Below are 19,884 nucleotides of genomic sequence, written 5' to 3'. Positions count from 1 at the left end.
GAGTTATCGACATACTAAGCGAGCGTTATGTAACCCGCTCACCTCGGGCCACGCACCGCAAGGGTCACGCGTGCGCGGCGCGCGCCAACTCTCCTGACGTTAGTGCGGATCCGGATCCTGATGGCGTATGGCGATCACCCGATGTCGAGATGCAGCGAAGAGCCAGGAACCGCGTCGAAGATTGATCGCGCGCCCCTTGGGGTGCTACACGATCGAGTCCGAACCGCACTGCCTATCGACAACTACCACGCAGATGTTCATCGACGCGGTCGCCGCCCGGTACCAGCTCTGACCGACGCATACCCCATGTCGGGAGGCGATGACTACCCCTCGCGTGACGGAGTGGAACCGCCCGGCCGACCAGGTGCTCGTGCCGCGTCGACAGGCTGTACTTGGGAAAGCAGTAGACCTTGGGCCGTACGCCGGACGCCGCTGTCCTGTCCCCGGGCAACCCCGGAGGTGGATCAATGATCCGTACGAGAAGTAGGAGAACTGATGCAGGTTCGCAGCACACTCGGTGTCCTGCCCGCGCCGATTCTGTGCGACACCCCGGGAAGCTTTCCGTGGAGCGTCTTTCACGAGCGGTACCCGGAGTTGATCCGCAAGGTGCGGGATGCCTCAGCCTACGGACCCGAGCACCGCGCGCGTCTTGACCAGTTGGGCGAGCAGATCGTGTCCGGCGTCGTCGGGCCACCGGACGCACACTGGCACGATCGCGACAGCTGGTTGCGGTGGTGCGAGCCGCATGTCGGGAAATCGTGGTCCGAGACTCCGTTCCTGTGGGCGGAGAACTACTTCTTCCGGCGCCTGCTGGCGGCTACTGGCTTTTTCGACGCGGGTGGGATGCGCGGGGTGGACCCATTCGGTCCGTTCAAGTCGGTCGAACTGGCCTCAGCCGCCACGGACACATTGCTGACTGAGTTCAACGAACTGGTCACCCACACCGGCGAGGACGAGCAGGCGCCGGCCTTGTTGTGGTCCTCGCTGCAGGCCAACCACGCGGACCTGTGCTTCAACCTGGCCGCGGGTGTGCCCAGCGGTCCCCCGTCCGGCACTGGGCTACTGATCGACGATGGCGCTGCCGTGTTGCGACACCTGGAAAACAGCGAGCCGGGGCAGATCGTGCTCGTGGCGGACAACGCTGCGAGGGAACTGCTTCCCGACCTGCTGCTGATCGATCACCTGCTCCGACGCGGGCTCGCAACCGGCGTTGAGCTGTATGTCAAGCCCCAGCCCTATTTCGTCTCGGATGCGACCCCCACGGACGTGATCGCCGCCATCCGACGTCTGACCGGATTCGGGGGTCCGGCTGAGCAGGCCGGTCACCGGTTATGGGAAGCCTTGCGGGCGGGGCGTCTGGCGCTGCAATGTCCGGACTTCTTCTGTGCACCACTACATCTGTGGGAGATGCCTGTCGAGTTGCTTGAGCATTTTGCAACGGCGTCGCTCGTCATCGCCAAGGGTGACTTGAACTACCGCCGGCTCGTGGGTGACTTCTGGTGGGCACCAACCCGCCCCTTCCGAGAGGCGGTCGGTTGGCTCACGGCCCCGGTCGTTGCGCTGCGGACACTGAAGTCCGACGTGATCGTCGGCCTGGACCCGGCAACGGTCGATTCTCTCGACCAGGATTCGCCAGGGTGGAGGTGCGCAGGCACCAAATCGATCATCCAGTTCGGACTGTCCGGTTGACGGTGTAACCGGCGTCGTGACTGTCGTCCGCAGCAGTGACAAAGCCCACGACAACGGAGCGACATCTGGTGCACCCTTGTCCGGTGCTCACCATCGCCCATCTCAGCGACAGCCACTTCGGTGCGTATGACGGCGCCGCTCACCGGACCCGTCGTGTCCTCGACCATGTCGACGCACTGGATCCTCGTCCCGACGTGGTGCTACTGACCGGTGACATCGCCGATCACGGTGCGCCGCAGGAGTATCGGCAGGTTCGAGCGATGCTCGACGAGCGCGTCGGCGGTGCACCGCTGCTGCTGTGCCCGGGCAACCACGACGTGCGCGCGGCATACGGGGAGATCCTGCGGGACCTGCCCGCGGACCGGGGCGACGACCCGATCAACGAAGCGCACCTGATCGGGGGAGTCAAGTTCTGCATGCTCGACTCGCTGGTCGCTGCGCCGCCGGGTGAACGCATCGATCACGGTCAGCTCGGGCCGGATTCCTTGGAGTGGCTCGACGACGAACTTGCCTCTGGAGAAACGGCATTCGTGTGCCTGCACCACCCGCCGGTGGACGTGCACATCGACGTGATGGACCCCATCGGGCTGCGCGACGCCGACCAGCTGGAAGCAGTGTTGCGCCGGCACGACAACGTGGTGGCAACGCTCGCCGGCCACGCACACACCGCCTGTGCGATGACGTTCGCCGGGCGGCCGCTGTTGCTGCCGGGCGGGCTGGTGTCCACCGTGACGCTCGACGCCGAGCCGTTGCCGGAGTTCACCGGCGAGCTACCACCGATGTTCGCGGTGCACTTCGTCGATGACGGCTCGACCGACAGTGGCGTGGTGACGCACTGGCGGGCGCTGCCGGACCGTTAGCCGCGCTCGGCAGCCCGCGGGGACGACTTGTCATGGCAAGTGTCGATTTGCTCCCCGGTCGCCCCGAACCGTAGTCTTGACCCACCGAAGACCGCCGGTTGTTCAGTCGCCTCGTGCGACTGGCCGAAGGTTCCGCAGATGAGCGGGCGACCAGCGCAGGTGAACCAGGCAGCATGATCTCGTCATACGTCTACGACGACGATCTCTATGTGAGCCCCGGGCATCTGCGCCGGGGCTCTTTTTCGTATGTCGGACCCTCCGTGGTGGCCCATCGGCACGAACATCCACCAATGAAGGAGGTCCGCATGGCCAAGTCCGACAAGTCGGCAGCCATCGCCGAGCTCACGGACAAGTTCCGTGACTCGGGTGCGGCCGTGCTCACGGAGTACCGCGGCCTGTCCGTGGCTCAGCTCACCGAGCTGCGCAACTCCATCCGCGAGCACGCGACCTACACCGTGGTGAAGAACACGCTGACCAAGCGCGCCGCCGAGGCGGCCGGTGTGACGGCTTTCGATGACGACCTCCAGGGTCCGTCGGCGATCGCCTTCATCACCGGTGACCCGGTGGAGACCGCGAAGGGTCTGCGTGACTTCGCCAAGGCGAACCCTCAGCTGGTGATCAAGGGCGGCGTCATGGACGGCAAGCCCCTGTCATCGGAAGAGATCACCAAGCTTGCGAGCCTCGAGTCTCGCGAGACCCTGCTCGCCAAGCTGGCCGGCGCCATGAACGCGTCGCTCAGCCAGGCGGTCTACCTCTTCGCTGCTCCGTTGTCGCAGACCGCTCGGGTCGTCGACGCGCTGCGGAACAAGGTCGAGACCGAGGGTCCGGTTGCCACCGACGCCCCGGCCGCTGCCGCCGAAGAGACCGCTGCCGAGGCTCCGGCCGAGGCTGCTTCTGACGTCGCCGAGGGTGGCGACGAGAGCTGAGCCTCACGGCCCAGTTCGCTTAACAATCAACGCCACTCACGGCATACGACTCCGGTCGTAGAAACAAACGAAAGGTTGCCAAACATGGCAAAGCTCAGCACCGCAGAGCTCCTTGACCAGTTCAAGGAGATGACCCTGATCGAGCTCAGCGAGTTCGTCAAGGAGTTCGAGGACACCTTCAACGTCACCGCTGCCGCCCCGGTGGCCGTGGCCGCTGCCGGTGGTGCCGCTGGTGGCGCCGCCGAGGCTGCCGAGGAGAAGACCGAGTTCGACGTCATCCTCACCGCTGCCGGCGACAAGAAGATCCAGGTCATCAAGGAGGTCCGCGCGCTGACCTCCCTCGGCCTGAAGGAAGCCAAGGACCTCGTGGACGGCGCCCCCAAGCCCGTTCTGGAGAACGTCGACAAGGCTGCCGCCGACAAGGCCAAGGAGCAGCTCGAGGGCGCCGGCGCGTCCGTCGAGGTCAAGTGAGCTGACGCTCCACTGCACTCCTGAAGGAGCCCCGATCCGTCCGCGGATCGGGGCTTCTTCGCATCGTGTGATCAGTCCTGCAGGCTGAAGTCCGCGAAGTCGAAACCGGGGGAGACGATGCACGCGACGAGCGTGGCGCGCTCCGGGTCGGCCGGTATGGCGCTCTGCCACTCATCCGCCTCGACGACATGCTGACCGCCGGGCCCGAGGGTCACACTGCTGGCCTGGGTCGGGTCGTCCTCGGTGCCGCCGAGCGTGAGCCGGACCGGCCCACCGCCCTGCCAGATCCAGATCTCCGGTGATCGCACCCGATGCCATGCGGAGACGTCGCCCGGTCGCAACAGGAACAGCACCGACGTGGCCAATGCCCTTGTGCCGTATGGCGTTTCGACCGTCTCCGGATGCCGCCAGGTCTCGCGGAACCAGCCGCCCTCCGGGTGGGGTTGCAGCCCCAGCTCACTCGGGTCGGACGGGATCGGGTCGGACGCGTAGCTGCTCATGGAGGCTCCGAATTCGTTTGACGCGCGGGCTTTTCGTCGCGATGTTACTGCGGTGAAGATGCACGACGCCGAACTCGACCTGTCCGCCGCCCTCGTGCGCGACCTGGTGCGGCAACAGCACCCGAGGCTGCTGGCCGAACCGATCACCCGCGTGGCTTCTCACGGCACGGTCAATGCGATGTTCCGGCTGGGCGACGACCTCGTGTGTCGGCTGCCGTTGGTCGTCCTCGACGAGGGTGCGGCGATCGAGGCCGTCGACGCGGAGATCGAGGCCGCCCGGATCTTCTCCGCGGTCGACGTCGCGACTCCCGAGCTCGTCGTCAGGGGCGAACCGTCAGCGGCATACCCGATGCCGTGGACCGTATGGCGCTGGATCGACGGCGACGTGGCGAGCGCCGTCGACGTCGGTGATGACCTCGAATTCGCTGAAGCGCTGGGGCAATTCGTCATACAGGTGCGAGACCTGCCCACGGACGGCCGGACCTTCGGCGGCGACAACCGGGGCGGCCGGCTCGTGGACTTGGGCGTTTGGATCCAGCGCTGCCTGCACGAGAGCGTCGGGATGATCGACACGGACACGCTCGCCGCGATGTGGCAGCACTGGTGTGGTCTCGGACGCGACGAAGCCGCGGACACCTGGACACACAACGACCTCATGCCGGGCAATCTGCTGGTGCGCGGCAGTGACCTGGCCGGAGTCATCGACGTCGGCCAAGCGCGCGTCGCCGACCCGGTCGTGGACCTGCAACCGGCCTGGAACCTGTTCCGCGGCAACGCGCGCCGCGCCTTCCGGTCGACGCTGCAGGTCGACGACGAGGAGTGGGAGCGTGGTCGCGCGTGGTCGTTCGTCCAGGCGATCGGCTGCCTCTGGTACTACCGCGAGACCAACCCCGAGATGTCGCGCACGGCATACACGACGCTGACCGCACTGCTCGGCGACGGCTGACCGGAGGGCTGTTCGCAGGTCTCCCCAGGGGAGAGGTTTGCGCGGGTGTGCCGGTGCCGGGCGTTCAGGGCTCGACACTGGGGAGAGGTAAGCACGGGTACGCCGACCGCCATTCACTAAGCAAGCGCTTAGCGATTGAGTTACTGTGAAGTAGCACACCCACGATCAGGAAGGTCGCTTCGCCATGCGCCTGCAAATGTCCGACGAGGACGCTGCCTTCCAGCAGCGGATGCGTGATTTCTTCACCACCGAGATCCCGGCCGAGCTGCGCGAGCGGTGGGCAGCCGGCGGCGAGCTGGAGCCCGACGACATGCGCGCCGCGCAGCGACTGCTCAACGCCGCCGGCCTCGCCGTCCCGCACTGGCCGGTCGAATGGGGCGGCCAGGACTGGACCCAGTTGCAACGCCACCTCTACCTGCAGGAGATACAGGCAGCCAGCGTCCCGCCGCCGCTGGCGTTTAACGCCAACATGGTCGGACCGGTCATTGCCACCTTCGGGTCGCAGGAGCAGAAGGAGCGCTTCCTGCCCGCAACCGCGAACCTCGACATCTGGTGGTGCCAGGGCTTCTCGGAGCCGAACGCCGGATCCGACCTGGCCAGCCTGCGCACGTCAGCGGTGCTCGACGGCGACGAATGGGTCGTCAATGGTCAGAAGACCTGGACGACGCTCGGGCAGCACGCCGACTGGATCTTCGCGCTCGTGCGCACCGAGCCGGATGCGCCCAAGAAGCAGATGGGCATCTCCTTCCTGGTCTTCGACGTGAAGTCGCCGGGCGTCAGCGTCCGACCGATCCAACTCATCGACGGCGGCCACGAGGTCAACGAGGTCTTCTTCGACAACGTGCGGGTGCCGGCCGACCAGCTCATCGGCGAGCGCGGCAAGGGCTGGACGATCGCGAAGTTCCTGCTCGGCAACGAACGCGTCGGCGTCGCACCCGTGGCTTCGATCAAACGCGCACTCGCGACGGCGAAGGAGCACGCGTCCGCGACCAGGTCCGGCGCGGGAACACTGCTCGACGAGCCGCTGATCGCGGCCCGCTTCGTGGAGTTGGAGACCCAACTCTCAGCACTCGAGCTGACGGTGCTTCGTGTCGCGGCCAACTCGCACGGCGACAAGCCCGAGCCGGCGTCGTCGATCCTGAAGCTGCGCGGATCGCAGTTGCAGCAGGACGTCCTGGAGTTCACCGCCGACATCGCGGGTCCGGCCTCACTCCAGTGGTCGCAACCGGATGACACCGACCTGGAGGCGTGGACAGCGCTCGCGACCCCCACCTATCTCAACTTCCGCAAGGCATCGATCTACGGCGGATCCAACGAGGTGCAGCGCAGCATCATCGCCTCGGGCATCCTCGGACTGAAAGGCTGAGCTGAGTCATGGATTTCACCTTCGACGACGAACAGAAGGCGCTGCAGGACGCGGTTCGGGAGCTGGCTTCTCGCCATGCTCCTGCCGAAGCACACGGCGACGTGCCGGTCGGTCCGGCGCAGCACGATCCGAAGGCATGGTCCGCCATCGCCGAGATGGGGCTCCTCGCACTGCCCTTCGGTGAGGACGTCGGTGGCGCCGACGCCAGCACCGTCGAGGTCGCCATCGCCGCGACCGAGTTGGGCAAAGCACGCGTGGTGACGGCATACGCCGACGCGTTGACCGCGGCGGGGCTCATCGCCTTCGGCGGCAGCGACGAGCAGCGCGCGAAGCTGCTGCCCGATCTGCTCGACGGCAGCTCGCTGATCGTGCCGGCCTTCGCCGAACCAGGCCGCGCCTGGTCGCTCGATGCGTATGACGTCACGGCGTCCGCAGCGGACGGCGACGTGACACTCACCGGCACCAAGGAGCCGGTGCCCTTCGCGGACGTGGCCGACAAGCTGGTCGTGACGGCGCGCGTCGGGGAACGCACTGGGCTCTTCCTCGTCGAAGGCGCCACGGTCTCCGGCATGCGGGTGCGTTTCGACGACACCCCCGCGGTGGCGCTGGGCAGCATCGACGACGCGGCGCGCGCCATCCAGGCGGGAGTCAACCTCGGCATCCTCGCGGTGGCCGCCGAGGCGCTCGGAGCGATGGACGCGGCGCTGCCGATGACGGTCGAATACCTCAAGACCCGAAAGCAGTTCGGCGTTCCGCTCGCGGCGTTCCAGACGCTCACCCAGCGCGCGGCCGACATGTACGTCTCACTCGAGCTCGCCCGCAGCACGGTCCTGCACGCAGGTATGGCGCTCGCGGCCGACCCGTATGACGCGACGGTAGCTTCCCGCGCCAAGGTCGTCGTCGGGCAGTCCGGCCGGCACGTCGGCCAGGAAGCGATCCAGTTGCACGGTGGCATCGGTATGACGGCCGAATACGCCGTCGGTCACTTCACCGCTCGCATCACCGCGATCGAGCACACCTTCGGTGACACCCGGTGGCATCTTGCCGCGCTCGCGCGCGACGTCGCCGGTCACCCGCAGGTGGATGTGCTGGCCTGACCGACCCCTACGGCCAAGGACACGTAAGCACTTGGTCAAGCGTCCTTCCGGCTTTGGCAAGGGTTGCCGGCCGGCCCTTGCGGCCGGTCGGCGAGACGACGAAAGTGGCCTAGCCGCAAGCGTTTTCACGCCTTCGGCATTTCGTTGTCATCGATCATGCAAAGAAGGCATTCACCCATGCGCAGCCTCACTCGCCTGGCTCTCGCCACCGCCGCCACCGCGGCGCTCGTCGGAGCCGGCACCGGCACAGCAATGGCGGACCCCGCCAGTCCCCACATCATCGGCGGCACGAGTGGCAGCTCGCCATACATCGTGCAGTTGGTGTTCGGCCAGAGCGGCGGCACCTACGGCTGCACCGGTGAGGCGATCGCGCCGCAGTGGATCCTGACCGCGAAGCACTGCATCGACGGCACACAGTGGATGGACGTCTACTACAGCAACTCGGTGACCAGCCCCGGCACTCCGGTCGCGGCCGACCAGGTGGCCGGCTCGGCCAACGGCGACGTGGCGCTGGTGCACCTGTCCTCGAGCAAGACGCTGAACAGCTACGCGCCGCTCGCCTCGTCGTACAGCCCGCGGTCCGGAGACACCGGGACGATCTGGGGCTACGGCCTGACCGCCGGCGGCGCCCAGCCGACGCACCTCAACAAGGCCACGGTCAACGTCGTCGGCTCCAGCACGGACGCCTACGGCGGCAGCGCGGTGCACGTCAAGGGTGTCGACGGCGCCTCCAACCACGGTGACTCGGGCGGGCCGCTCTTCCTCGGCGGCGTGATCGTCGGCGTCTGCTCGACCGGCGACGTCGCGGACCCGGGCAGCGACATCCACGCGGGCTCCAACTACGCGAACCTGACCGCCAGCCGCTCCTGGATCAAGTCGGTGGCCGGCGTCTGAGGGCAGGGGGCGCCCCACGCACGGATGAGCGCTGCCGACCCGACCTTCTCCCCGGGTGGGCGGCGCTCTTCGCATGTGCTGCTGTATGCCGGGACGCGCGCGCATGTCCGCGCGCGTCTGACCGATGGTGCGCGACCGGTGGCGGCGGTGGACTGCTGGTAGGAGGTCCGCGACGGGCGGGCCGAACACCGGGAGACCACATGACTTCTCGATTCACCGTCGTCGCAGGCATTCTCGGAGCCGTCACCTCGGCGGCGACCGCGGGCGTGTACGTCGACTTCTCTGCACGGATCATGCCGTCGTACGGCCGGATGGCGAACGCCACCGGCATCGCGAAGATGCAGTCGATCAACCGGTCCATCGAGAACGGGCCGTTCATGCTCGCCTTCTGCGGCGCCGGTCTCGCCGGTGGATATTTCGTCTTCCGCGCGCTGCGGGGTGAGCGGGCCCTGTCCGACGTGCTGCTGGGTGCCGGGGGAGCGGCATACCTCGCGGGTCTGCTGCTGACGATGGTCTACAACGTGCCGCTGAACAACCGCCTCGCCGCGGTGGATCCGCACGCGGCGTCGTCGGTCGGGCTGTGGCGGGACTACCTGCAGCACTGGACCGCGGCCAACACCGTGCGAGCCGGGCTGTCGGTGGTTGCCGTCGGGCTGCTCGTCGGCGGACTCCTCGCCGGAGCGCGGGACCGGGCACAGCCGTCCGCCGGGGTCGGGGCGTCATACGGCGAACGCGTGAGCACGCATGTCCATCGCTGACCTGTCGATGCTCACCAGGTGTCATGGGCAGTGGCTAGGGTCCCAGATCATGGCGGAGTTGGCCGGGACACCGGACGTGCTCGACGGGCCGCGGGCCCGCGGGGCGTTCCTGCTCCGTGTGCTGATGGAGCCGCCGTGGGCGCTGGAGATCACCGAGGAATCGCCGCTGACGATGGTGGCGGTGCTGAGCGGCGACTCCTGGCTGCGCCGCACCGATCACCCGCCGCAGCGGCTGGTCGCGGGCGACGTGCTGCTGGTCAGGGGTGCGGCTCGTTACCTGCTCAGCGACGAGCCGACGACCGTGCCCGACATCCGCATCGGACCGGGTCAGGCCTGCTCGGGCACCGACGGCCGGGATCTGTCCGACGAGCTCGCCACCGGCGTGCGCGCCTGGGGCAACGACGCTTCGGGACACGACACCATGCTCGTCGCGAGCTATCCGGCGCAGGCGCAGCTGGGCACCGCGCTCGCGGCGGCGCTGCCCGAGATCGCGCTGGTCAGCGGTGCGGACAGCCCGCTGCTGCCGGTGCTGGTTGCCGAGGCCGCACGGGACGCGCTAGGGCAGGAGGCCGTGCTCGACCGCATCCTCGACGTCGTGCTCATCTCAGTGGTTCGCGACTGGGCGGCCGGGACGCCAGGTGGCGTCGCCGGACTTCGGGTCGTGGCCGATCCGGCCGTCGCGGAAGCCGTGCGACTGATCCGGTCACAGCCGGCGCGCGCGTGGACCGTCGACGAGCTCGCGGTCAGCGTCGGCGTCTCACGGTCGGTGCTCGCCCGCCGCTTCCAGGCAGTCGTCGGCATGCCGCCGATCGCCTACCTGGCGCAGTGGCGCCTGTCGCTCGCCGCGGACCTGCTGCGGGACACCGACCGCACGCTGGCGTCGGTGTCGCGCGAGGTCGGCTACGGCAGCCCGTTCAGCCTGAGCACGGCGTTCAAGAAGGCGTATGGCGTCAGCCCTGCGGCATACCGATCGGAGGTGTCCGCCTGAGCACACCACCAGGTCCCTCCTCCGCTTCGGGTCGAAAGCGACACGCCAAACTGGCCGGTATCCCTTGACCCGCGGGCGAAGAGGGTGCACGCTCGTCCCATCGAATCTCCGGGCCAGGGGGGCTGTGGGGTTCGATCGCTACCGCGTGTAGACATGCGGGCACTTTTCGGGTATGGTGTTGCTTTGCGCTGCCCGTATCCAGCCAACCCACCTTTGACCGTGCTCTGTCCGCGTGCCCGATTTCGTGTCGGGGACGCAGAAAACTCCAGGGCCATGCTGCCGTGCCTCACGGTCTGCATGAAGCGGTCGCGGTGACGCCGCAGGAATCGGAAGCGCACATCGAAACGCCCGCTTAGAATGCCTGTGGAAGGATCCATCCTTGGCTGCCTCGCGCACACAATCCCTCTCCTCGGCAAAGACGGCTTCGGGCCGTCTGTCGTTCGCCAAAATTCGCGAACCCCTGGAAGTTCCCGACCTGTTGGCCCTGCAGACCGACAGCTTCGACTGGTTGCTCGGCAACGAGCGTTGGCAGGCCCGTGTGGCCGAGGCCAAGGCCGCCGGCAAGGTCGACGTTCCGGACCGGTCCGGCCTGGAGGAGATCTTCGAGGAGATCTCCCCGATCGAGGACTTCTCCGGTTCGATGAGCCTGTCCTTCCGCGACCACCGGTTCGAGGAAGTCAAGTACTCCATCGAGGAGTGCAAAGAGCGCGACATGACGTATGCCGCGCCCCTGTTCGTCACCGCGGAGTTCATGAACTCCACCACCGGTGAGATCAAGAGCCAGACGGTCTTCATGGGCGATTTCCCGCTCATGACCGACCGCGGCACGTTCATCATCAACGGCACCGAGCGTGTCGTCGTCTCGCAGCTCGTCCGCAGCCCGGGCGTCTACTTCGAGCGGTCGCTGGACAAGACCTCCGACAAGGACGTCTTCACCTCCAAGATCATCCCGAGCCGCGGTGCCTGGCTGGAGTTCGAGATCGACAAGCGCGACCAGGTCGGCGTGCGCGTCGACCGCAAGCGCAAGCAGTCGGTCACCGTGCTGCTGAAGGCGCTCGGCTGGAGCGAGGCGCAGATCCTCGAGGAGTTCGGCGAGTACGAGTCCATCCGCGCGACGCTGGAGAAGGACCACACCGCCAGCCAGGACGAGGCGCTGCTCGACATCTACCGCAAGCTGCGTCCGGGCGAGCCGCCCACCCGCGAGGCCGCCCAGAACCTCCTGGACAACCTCTACTTCAACGGCAAGCGCTATGACCTGGCCAAGGTCGGCCGCTACAAGATCGACAAGAAGCTCGGCCTCGAGGCGTCGATCAACGACAGCACGCTGGCCGTCGACGACATCGTCGCGACGATCAAGTACCTCGTCGCTCTGCACGCCGGCCAGGAGACCATCAAGGGTCACCGCGACGGCGAAGAGATCGACCTGCGCGTAGAGGTCGACGACATCGACCACTTCGGCAACCGCCGCATCCGCAACGTCGGCGAGCTCATCCAGAACCAGGTCCGCACGGGCCTGTCCCGGATGGAGCGCGTCGTGCGTGAGCGGATGACGACCCAGGACGTCGAGGCCATCACGCCGCAGACCCTGATCAACATCCGGCCGGTCGTCGCCTCCATCAAGGAGTTCTTCGGCACCAGCCAGCTGTCGCAGTTCATGGACCAGAACAACCCGCTGTCGGGGCTGACGCACAAGCGGCGTCTGAACGCTCTCGGCCCGGGTGGTCTGTCCCGTGACCGTGCCGGCATGGAGGTCCGTGACGTCCACCCCAGCCACTACGGCCGCATGTGCCCGATCGAGACCCCTGAAGGTCCCAACATCGGTCTGATCGGTTCGCTGGCGTCCTACGGTCGGATCAACGCGTTCGGTTTCATCGAGACGCCCTACCGCAAGGTCAAGAGCGGTCACGTCACCGACGAGATCCACTACCTGTCCGCCGACGAGGAGGACAACTTCGTCATCGCGCAGGCCAACGCCGTGCTGACCGACGACAGCCGGTTCGCCGAGGACCGCGTCCTCAGCCGTCGCCGCGGTGGCGAGTCCGAGGACGTGCCGGCCGACGAGGTCGACTACATGGACGTGTCGCCGCGCCAGATGGTCTCCGCGGCCACCGCGTTGATCCCGTTCCTGGAGCACGACGACACCTCACGTGCGCTGATGGGCGCCAACATGCAGCGTCAGGCCGTGCCGTTGGTGCGCGCCGAGGCGCCGCTGGTCGGCACCGGTATGGAGCACCGTGCGGCGCTCGACTCCGGTGACGTCGTCCGTGCCGAGAAGGCCGGCGTCGTGACCGAGGTCTCCGCCGACCTGGTGACGGTCCTCAACGACGACGGCACCCAGACGACCTACCGGATCAGCAAGTTCATCCGCTCCAACGCGGGTAACTGCTACAACCACCGCGTGGTCGTCGAGAACGGCTCCCGCGTGGAGGCCGGCGCGGTCATCGCCGACGGTCCCGCGACCGACGGTGGCGAGATGGCGCTCGGCAAGAACCTCCTCGTGGCGTTCATGTCGTGGGAGGGTCACAACTTCGAGGACGCCATCATCCTGAGCCAGCGGCTGGTGCAGGACGACACGCTCAGCTCGATCCACATCGAAGAGCACGAGATCGACGCCCGCGACACCAAGTTGGGTCCGGAGGAGATCACTCGCGACATACCCAACGTCAGCGAGGACGTGCTGGCCGACCTGGACGAGCGCGGCATCATCCGCATCGGTGCCGAGGTCCGCGACGGCGACCTGCTGGTCGGCAAGGTCACTCCCAAGGGCGAGACCGAGCTGACCCCCGAGGAGCGTCTGCTCCGCGCGATCTTCGGTGAGAAGGCGCGCGAGGTGCGCGACACCTCGATGAAGGTCCCGCACGGCGAGACCGGCACGGTCATCGGCGTCAAGGTCTTCGACCGCGAAGAGGGCGACGAGTTGCCCCCGGGCGTCAACCAGCTGGTGCGCGTCTACGTGGCCAACAAGCGCAAGATCACCGACGGTGACAAGCTTGCCGGCCGCCACGGCAACAAGGGCGTCATCTCCAAGATCCTGCCCGTCGAGGACATGCCGTTCCTGGAGGACGGCACGCCGGTCGACGTCGTGCTGAACCCGCACGGTGTGCCGCGTCGTATGAACCTCGGTCAGATCCTGGAGCTGCACCTGGGTTGGTCGGCGTCGCGTGGTTGGAAGATCGAGGGTGACCCCGAGTTCGCCAAGCAGATCGCGCCGGACGCCCAGGAGGCCCCGCCGAACTCCCGCGTCGCATCGCCGGTCTTCGACGGTGCGTCCGAGGACGTCGTCACCGGTCTGCTGGACGCGACCCTGCCGACGCGCGACGGCGTGCGTCTGCTGGACCACACCGGCAAGACCCGGCTCTTCGACGGTCGCTCCGGCGAGCCGTTCCCGGAGCCGGTGTCGGTGGGCTACATGTACATCCTGAAGCTCCACCACCTGGTCGACGACAAGATCCACGCACGCTCCACGGGTCCCTACTCGATGATCACCCAGCAGCCGCTCGGCGGTAAGGCCCAGTTCGGTGGCCAGCGCTTCGGTGAGATGGAGGTCTGGGCACTGGAGGCGTATGGCGCCGCCTACGCCCTGCAGGAGTTGCTGACGATCAAGTCGGACGACGTGACGGGCCGCGTGAAGGTCTACGAGGCCATCGTCAAGGGCGAAAACATCCCCGAGCCCGGCATTCCGGAGTCGTTCAAGGTCCTGATCAAGGAAATGCAGTCGTTGTGCCTCAACGTCGAGGTGCTCTCCAGCGACGGCAGCCTGATCGACCTGCGCGATTCCGACCAGGAGGTCTTCCGCGCTGCGGAGGAGCTCGGCATCGACCTGAGCCGGCGTGAGCCGAGTTCGGTCGAGGAAGTCTGAGACAGACCACCGGTGTAGGTATGCCGGACAGCCTCCGGCATACCTACACCAACACCTTTATTTCCCAACTCTTTTCAGACTTTCGCTAGACACGAGAAGGAAGGCACAACGTGCTGGACGTCAACTTCTTCGACGAACTCCGCATCGGCCTCGCCACCGCTGAATCCATTCGCCAGTGGAGCCACGGCGAGGTGAAGAAGCCCGAAACCATCAACTACCGCACCCTGAAGCCGGAGAAGGACGGACTCTTCTGCGAGAAGATCTTCGGTCCGACCCGCGACTGGGAGTGCTACTGCGGCAAGTACAAGCGAGTCCGCTTCAAGGGCATCATCTGTGAGCGCTGCGGCGTCGAGGTGACCCGTAGCAGCGTGCGCCGTGAGCGGATGGGCCACATCGAGCTCGCCGCTCCGGTGACCCACATCTGGTACTTCAAGGGCGTTCCGTCGCGCTTGGGTTACCTGCTCGACCTCGCCCCGAAGGACCTGGAGAAGGTCATCTACTTCGCGGCATACATGATCACCTCCGTCGACGTCGACCAGCGTCACAAGGACCTGCCGTCGCTCGAGGCACAGATCGAGGTCGAGAAGAAGGAGCTGGAGAACTCCCGCGACAACGCGGTCAACACCCGCGCCGCGAAGCTCGAGGCCGACCTGGCCGAGCTGGAGAAGGAAGGCGCCAAGGCGGACGCTCGCCGCAAGGTCCGCGAGTCGGCCGAGCGCGAGATGAACCAGCTGCGCAAGCGCGCCGACCAGCAGGTCGAGCGCCTGGAGCAGGTCTGGGACCGCTTCAAGAACCTCAAGGTCCAGGACCTCGAGGGCGACGAGGTGCTCTACCGCGAGATGCGCGACCGTTTCGGCCTCTACTTCGAGGGCGGCATGGGCGCCGAGGCACTGCAGAAGCGTCTGGAGACCTTCGACCTCGACGCCGAGGCCGCGTCGCTGCGCGAGACCATCGCCACCGGCAAGGGTCAGCGCAAGACGCGTGCGCTCAAGCGCCTGCGCGTGGTCACCGCGTTCCTGCAGACCAAGAACCACCCCACCGGCATGGTGCTCGACTGCGTGCCGGTCATCCCGCCGGACCTGCGTCCGATGGTGCAGCTGGACGGTGGCCGCTTCGCGACCTCCGACCTGAACGACCTCTACCGCCGGGTCATCAACCGCAACAACCGGTTGAAGCGACTGCTGGACCTGGGCGCGCCGGAGATCATCGTCAACAACGAGAAGCGCATGCTGCAGGAAGCTGTCGACTCGCTGTTCGACAACGGCCGTCGTGGGCGTCCGGTCACCGGACCGGGCAACCGTCCGCTGAAGTCGCTGTCCGACATGCTCAAGGGCAAGCAGGGCCGCTTCCGTCAGAACCTGCTCGGTAAGCGCGTCGACTACTCGGGCCGTTCGGTCATCGTCGTCGGCCCGCAGCTGAAGCTGCACCAGTGCGGTCTGCCCAAGCAGATGGCCCTGGAGCTGTTCAAGCCGTTCGTGATGAAGCGTCTGGTCGACCTCGACCTGGCCCAGAACATCAAGTCGGCCAAGCGCATGGTCGAGCGCCAGCGCGCCGAGGTGTGGGACGTCCTCGAAGAGGTCATCACCGAGCACCCGGTGCTGCTGAACCGCGCACCGACCCTGCACCGCCTGGGCATCCAGGCCTTCGAGCCGCAGCTGGTCGAGGGCAAGGCCATCCAGATCCACCCGCTCGTCTGCACCGCGTTCAACGCGGACTTCGACGGTGACCAGATGGCCGTGCACGTGCCGCTCTCGGCGGAGGCGCAGGCCGAGGCCCGCATCCTGATGCTGTCGAGCAACAACGTCCTGAAGCCGGCCGACGGCCGTCCCGTGACCATGCCCAGCCAGGACATGATCACCGGTCTTTACTTCCTGTCCGCACAGGACGGGGAGGCCAAGACCGAGGACGGCGAGCACCTGCGGGCGTTCTCGTCCCCGGCCGAGGCGCGTATGGCGTTCGACCGTGGCGAGATCAAGCTGGGCGCGTTGGCGAAGATCCGCATCTTCGACTACGTCCCGCCGGCCGGTTACGAGATCCCGGAGGGTGTCGAGCCCGACGAGATGGGTCGCCTGAAGGCGTTCGAGCTGGACACGACCCTCGGTCGCGTGCTGTTCAACGAGACGCTGCCGGAGGACTACCCGTTCCTCAACTACGACATCGACAAGAAGGCGCTCTCGGCCGTCGTCAACGACCTTGCCGAGCGTTACCCGAAGGTGCAGGTCGCCGCTTCGCTCGACGCGTTGAAGGCAGCCGGCTTCCACTGGGCGACGCGCTCGGGCTGCACGGTCGCGATCAGCGACGTGCAGACGTCCTCGAACAAGTGGGGCATCCTCGCGGGTTACGAGGAGAAGGCCGCGAAGATCCAGACGCAGTTCGACCGCGGTCTGATCACCGACGACGAGCGCCGTCAGGAGCTCGTGGAGATCTGGACGCAGGCGACCAACGAGGTCGCCACGGACATGCAGAACAACTTCGACCGCAAGAACCCGATCTTCCGGATGGTGTCCTCGGGCGCCGGCGGAAACTGGTTCCAGGTCCGGCAGATCGCCGGTGCGCGTGGCCTGATGGCCAACCCGAAGGGCGAGATCATCCCGCGTCCGATCAAGGCCAACTTCCGAGAGGGCTTGTCGGTGTTGGAGTTCTTCATCTCCACGCACGGTGCCCGTAAGGGTCTGGCTGACACCGCGCTGCGTACCGCCGACTCGGGTTACCTGACCCGACGCCTGGTGGACGTGTCGCAGGACGTCATCATCCGCGAGGACGACTGTGGCACCGACCGCGGCCTCACGCTGCCGATCGGTCAGCGTGGCGCGGACGGCGCACTCGTCGAGCACGACAACGTCGAGACTTCGGTCTATGCCCGCACGTTGGCGACCGACGTCGAGATGGACGGCACGGTGCTGGCGGAGGCCGGCGCCGACCTCGGTGACGTCAACCTCGACAAGCTGCTCGCCGCAGGTGTCGAGGAGGTCAAGGTCCGTTCGGTCCTCACCTGTGAGTCCCGTGTCGGCACCTGCGCCAAGTGCTACGGCCGTTCGCTGGCCACCGGCAAGCTGGTCGACATCGGTGAGGCGGTCGGCATCATCGCCGCACAGTCCATCGGTGAGCCCGGCACGCAGCTGACCATGCGTACCTTCCACACCGGTGGCGCCGCGGGTGATGACATCACCCAGGGTCTGCCGCGTGTTGTGGAGCTCTTCGAGGCCCGTACTCCGAAGGGTGTCGCGCCGATCGCCGAGGCGACCGGTCGCATCCAGATCGAGGACACCGACAAGGCACGCCGCATCCTGCTGACCCCGGACGACGGCTCGGACGAGCACGCCTACCCGATCAGCAAGCGTGGCCGCCTGCTGGTGCAGGACGGCGACCACGTCGAGGTCGGCACGCTGCTGGTGCAGGGTGCGATCGATCCCAAGCAGGTGCTGCGTATCCAGGGTGCCCGCGACGTGCAGAAGCACCTGGTCGACGAGGTGCAGAACGTCTACCGCCAGCAGGGTGTGTCGATCCACGACAAGCACATCGAGGTCATCGTGCGGCAGATGCTGCGCCGGATCACGATCATCGAGGCCGGCGACACCGACCTGCTGCCCGGCGAGCTCGCCGAGCGCACCCGCTTCGAGGACGCGTCGCGACGTGCCCTCGCCGAGGGTGGTCGTCCGGCGTCCGGTCGTCCGGAGCTGATGGGCATCACCAAGGCTTCGCTGGCTACCGATTCGTGGCTGTCGGCGGCGAGCTTCCAGGAGACGACGCGAGTCCTCACCGAGGCGGCAATGCACGCCAAGAGTGACCCGCTGCTCGGCCTCAAGGAGAACGTCATCCTCGGTAAGTTGATCCCGGCCGGCACCGGCCTGCCGCGGTACAACAACGTCAAGGTCGAGCCGACGGAGGAAGCCAAGGCCGCGCTCTACGCGCTGCCGGACTACCAGCCGTACGACTACCCGGTCTTCGGCCCGGGTTCGGGTGAGGCCGTCCGCCTGGACGACGCTTCCCTCGGGTTCGACAGCTGATCAAGGTTAAGTAATTGGAAAGCCCCCGGCCGTTTGGTCGGGGGCTTTCCCTTTCGCCGAGAGGACAGGCGACACATCGAGGGGACAGGGGAATCGGGCGATTCGGGTTCGATTCGCCTGTCCTCTCGATGATGCGGTGTCCCCTCGGTGAAGGGGTGGGTGGTGGACCGGCGGTTCAGTCGACCGGCTCGTCGGTCTCTGCGGACCCCAGTGGGCCGGTGTGGTCCGAGTCGTAGGCGACGTAATAACTGGGTCGCTGCTGCAGGGCCGTGTAGGTGCGGCCGACATACTCGCCGAGGATCCCCAGGCAGAGCAGTTGCAGACCTGAGAAGACCGCCAGGATCACCACGGTCGACGCCCAACCGGACGTCGTCCCGCCGTTCAGCTTGCTCCACACCACGTAGACCAGGACCAGTGCGGCGACGACGAATCCGAAGAGGCTGAACCACGTCGCGAAGCGCAGCGGCGCCTGGGAGAAGCCGGTGATCGAGTCGAGCGTGAGTCGGATCATCTTGGACAGCGGGTATTTCGACTCGCCGGCGGCGCGGGCGTCGCGGCGGTATTCGACCGTGGTGGACGGGAACCCCAGCGTCGGCACCACCAGGCGCAGGACGCGGTTGTGCTCCGGCAGCGCGACGATCGCATCGACGGTGGAGCGGGACATCATCCGGAAGTCGCCGGCGTCCTGCGAGATGTCGAGCTTGGCCAGCCGGCGCATCAACCGGTAGAACGCACCGGCCGTATGCCGCTTGAACGCGGAGTCGGTGGTGCGGTCGGTGCGGACCCCGTAGACGACATCGACGTTCTGGGCGACCGCTGCGCCATACATCCGGGCGATGGTCTCCGGCGGGTCCTGCAGGTCGGCGTCGATCGTCACGACCCAGTCGCCCAGCGAGCGCTGCAGTCCGGCCGAGATCGCCGCCTGGTGACCGGAGTTGGCGCGCAGCCGCACGATCCGCAGCCCGGGCCAGTCGCGCAGCGCGCGCTGCAGCAGCACCGGGGTGTTGTCGGTGGATCCGTCGTCGACGACGATCACCTCGTAGCCCACCGTCATGTCGTCGAGCACGGGACGCAGCCGCTCCACGAACAGCGGCAGCACGTCCTCCTCGTTGTACATCGGCACCACGACGGAGAGCACGGGGTGTGAGGGTGGCGGGTTTCCCGGCACAGGTGAGTCAACTTCCAGCTGGATCCAGTGAACGGTGGCACCGGTAAATCTGCCAGATCGACAGGTCGCGCGTTACCGGTAGGGCGCGGAGTGCACCGATTTTGCGGCACTGTGGCGGACCGGTAGGATTGTCCTTCGTGCGTGGGCTCTGCCCTGCCCGCTGATCCGCCGCCCGTTCCAGGGTATGCCGGTTCGTGCGTGGCACCAGACCATCACACGCTCTCGCCGGGCAGCTCATCGGGCGCTTCGGCCGGTCGATTTCCGACAGGCCTTTCGTCATACGGGAAGTGCGGGGGAGAGCGCCGGTCCGACACTCCCGACTGCGGGGGTCGTGCGGGGCCGGGAAAACCAAGGA

At 66.9% G+C, this 19,884-nt stretch carries 14 protein-coding genes; 12 read left to right on the top strand and 2 right to left on the bottom strand.

The annotated features are described in order from the left end of the window. Positions 1–495 precede the first annotated feature (495 nt). From IEX71_RS08710 to rplL, 4 genes are all read left to right on the top strand, one after another. Positions 496–1,689: a damage-control phosphatase ARMT1 family protein gene (locus tag IEX71_RS08710; RefSeq protein ID WP_188836644.1), complete on the top strand. Its 1,194-nt coding sequence runs from the start codon at positions 496–498 to the stop codon at positions 1,687–1,689. A gap of 83 nt (positions 1,690–1,772) precedes the next feature. Next, entirely contained in the window at positions 1,773–2,549 is a 777-nt protein-coding gene (locus IEX71_RS08705; protein ID WP_188836643.1) for a metallophosphoesterase, read from the top strand. 305 nt (positions 2,550–2,854) lie between these two features. Next, entirely contained in the window at positions 2,855–3,475 is a 621-nt protein-coding gene (gene rplJ / locus IEX71_RS08700; RefSeq protein WP_188836642.1) for a 50S ribosomal protein L10, read from the top strand. A gap of 84 nt (positions 3,476–3,559) precedes the next feature. Then, positions 3,560–3,946 (top strand): 50S ribosomal protein L7/L12, encoded by a 387-nt coding sequence (gene rplL / locus IEX71_RS08695; protein WP_188836641.1) that lies wholly within the window; start codon positions 3,560–3,562, stop codon positions 3,944–3,946. Between the two features lie 71 nt (positions 3,947–4,017). On the opposite strand, the gene IEX71_RS08690 is transcribed toward rplL, so the two are convergent. Then, on the bottom strand, positions 4,018–4,446 hold the full coding sequence (locus IEX71_RS08690) for a cupin domain-containing protein (RefSeq protein WP_188836640.1): 429 nt from the start codon (positions 4,444–4,446) through the stop codon (positions 4,018–4,020). Between the two features lie 58 nt (positions 4,447–4,504). Here IEX71_RS08690 and IEX71_RS08685 point away from each other — a divergent pair, with 58 nt between their 5' ends. The 8 genes from IEX71_RS08685 (at position 4,505) to IEX71_RS08650 (ending at position 18,361) form a co-directional block, all read left to right on the top strand. Beyond that, the gene (locus tag IEX71_RS08685; protein WP_229749667.1) at positions 4,505–5,392 is read left to right on the top strand and encodes an aminoglycoside phosphotransferase family protein; all 888 of its coding nucleotides are present in this window, start codon (positions 4,505–4,507) and stop codon (positions 5,390–5,392) included. A gap of 184 nt (positions 5,393–5,576) precedes the next feature. Then, positions 5,577–6,758: an acyl-CoA dehydrogenase family protein gene (locus tag IEX71_RS08680; protein WP_188836638.1), complete on the top strand. Its 1,182-nt coding sequence runs from the start codon at positions 5,577–5,579 to the stop codon at positions 6,756–6,758. Positions 6,759–6,766: 8 nt separating this feature from the next. Then, on the top strand, positions 6,767–7,855 hold the full coding sequence (locus IEX71_RS08675; RefSeq protein WP_188836637.1) for an acyl-CoA dehydrogenase family protein: 1,089 nt from the start codon (positions 6,767–6,769) through the stop codon (positions 7,853–7,855). A 177-nt stretch (positions 7,856–8,032) separates the two neighbouring features. Continuing rightward, positions 8,033–8,749 carry a S1 family peptidase gene (locus IEX71_RS08670; RefSeq protein WP_188836636.1) on the top strand — a complete coding sequence of 239 codons (717 nt, stop codon included), beginning with the start codon at positions 8,033–8,035 and terminating at the stop codon, positions 8,747–8,749. A gap of 200 nt (positions 8,750–8,949) precedes the next feature. Further along, positions 8,950–9,507, top strand: coding sequence for an anthrone oxygenase family protein (locus IEX71_RS08665; protein WP_188836635.1), 558 nt, complete (start codon positions 8,950–8,952; stop codon positions 9,505–9,507). Next, positions 9,494–10,495, top strand: coding sequence for an AraC family transcriptional regulator (locus IEX71_RS08660; RefSeq protein ID WP_229749602.1), 1,002 nt, complete (start codon positions 9,494–9,496; stop codon positions 10,493–10,495). Before IEX71_RS08665 ends, IEX71_RS08660 begins: the two co-directional genes overlap by 14 nt. 379 nt (positions 10,496–10,874) lie before the next feature. Continuing rightward, positions 10,875–14,354 (top strand): DNA-directed RNA polymerase subunit beta, encoded by a 3,480-nt coding sequence (gene rpoB, locus IEX71_RS08655; protein WP_188836634.1) that lies wholly within the window; start codon positions 10,875–10,877, stop codon positions 14,352–14,354. A 110-nt stretch (positions 14,355–14,464) separates the two neighbouring features. Next, positions 14,465–18,361, top strand: coding sequence for a DNA-directed RNA polymerase subunit beta' (locus IEX71_RS08650; protein ID WP_188836633.1), 3,897 nt, complete (start codon positions 14,465–14,467; stop codon positions 18,359–18,361). Positions 18,362–18,536: 175 nt separating this feature from the next. Here the strand turns inward: IEX71_RS08650 and IEX71_RS08645 are convergent, their stop codons facing one another. After that, the gene (locus IEX71_RS08645) at positions 18,537–19,499 is read right to left on the bottom strand and encodes a glycosyltransferase family 2 protein (protein WP_268235946.1); all 963 of its coding nucleotides are present in this window, start codon (positions 19,497–19,499) and stop codon (positions 18,537–18,539) included. Positions 19,500–19,884 lie beyond the last annotated feature (385 nt).

The sequence above is a fragment of the Flexivirga endophytica genome (assembly GCF_014640635.1).
Classification (GTDB): Bacteria; Actinomycetota; Actinomycetes; order Actinomycetales; family Dermatophilaceae; genus Flexivirga; species Flexivirga endophytica.
This window is presented reverse-complemented; position numbering and strand designations above follow the sequence as displayed.